We start from the raw sequence: 1,160 nt of genomic DNA, 5'->3' as shown, positions 1-1,160 counted from the left end.
CCCCCACCCCCGGACCCGAGCACCCCAGCCCGGCCCGGCCCGACACGACGGACGCGCGCACGGCGCGAGCGAAGAGAAAGGGGGGCCCGGTGCCCGGCGAGCGCATCCACCACCTGTCGCACACGCTGGAGGTGGCCGCCCCGGCCCCCACCGTCTACGCACTGATCGCCGACCCCGAGCGCTGGCCGCTTTACCTGCCGCGCAACATCTACGCCCAGCGCCTGGACTTCGACGGCACCCACGAACGCATCCGGGCCTGGGCACTGGCCGAGGGCCAGATCGTCTCCTGGACCGCCCGCCGCACCCAGGACCCCGTGCACCGCCGCATCGCCTTCCACCAGGACCTGCTCGTGGAACCCGCCACCTCGATGGCCGGCCACTGGAGCGTGCAGCCGCTGGGGCCCGGCCGCTGCCGGCTCACCCTGGAACACGAGTTCACCGCCGCCCCCGGCCGGCCCCAGGACGCCGACTGGCTCGCCCAGGTCACCGCCGACAACAGCCGCTCCACCCTGCACAGCCTGCAGTTCCTGGCCGAACGCTGGCCCCGCCTGGACCAACTGGCCCTCTCCTTCGCCGAGTCCATCCGCGTCAACGGCCCCGCCGAACTGGTCTACGGCTTCCTCTACGACGTCGCCGACTGGCCCGGCCAGCTCCCGCACGTGCGCCGGGCCGCCCTGGAAGAACCCCACCTCGGCATCCAGAAGGTCGCCCTGGACCTCACCGCCGCCGACGGCAGCGCCGCCCCCAGCGTGGCCGGCATCCGCATCTGCTTCCCGCACGCCGGCCGCATCGTGCACAAGGCCACCGTGCCCCGCCCGCTGCTCGCCGCGCACTGCGGCGAATGGTCGGTCCTGCCCGACGAACGGGGCGTCACGGTGGTCGCCCAGCACCACGCCCTGCTGCGCGAGGACCACATCGAACAGCTCCTCGGCCCCGGCACCACCCTCGCCGAGGCGCGCCGCCGCATCCGCGCCGACCTCGCCCGCGACAGCCGCCAGACCCTCCAACTGGCCCGCCGCCACGCCGAATCCGCCATCCGCGTCCTCTGACCCACCGCCCCTCACCCCTCCCGGCCCCGGCACCCGGCCACCCGCGACCCGCCGGGGCAGGCCACCAGAAAGAACCGGCCCGCCCGCCCGGCGGCACCGACCGGCCCGCGC

1 protein-coding gene is annotated in these 1,160 nt (G+C 75.4%); it reads left to right on the top strand.

The genetic code is table 11. The annotated features are described in order from the left end of the window. Positions 1 to 1,049: aromatase/cyclase (locus AOK03_RS39240; protein ID WP_341845855.1), on the top strand; the 1,049-nt coding region annotated here is incomplete at its 5' end. Positions 1,050 to 1,160: the final 111 nt, after the last annotated feature.

The organism is Streptomyces atriruber, from assembly GCF_001418325.1.
Taxonomy (GTDB): domain Bacteria; phylum Actinomycetota; class Actinomycetes; order Streptomycetales; family Streptomycetaceae; genus Streptomyces; species Streptomyces atriruber.
The sequence above is the reverse complement of the archived record's forward strand: the minus strand, read 5'-3'. Positions and strand labels throughout refer to the sequence as shown.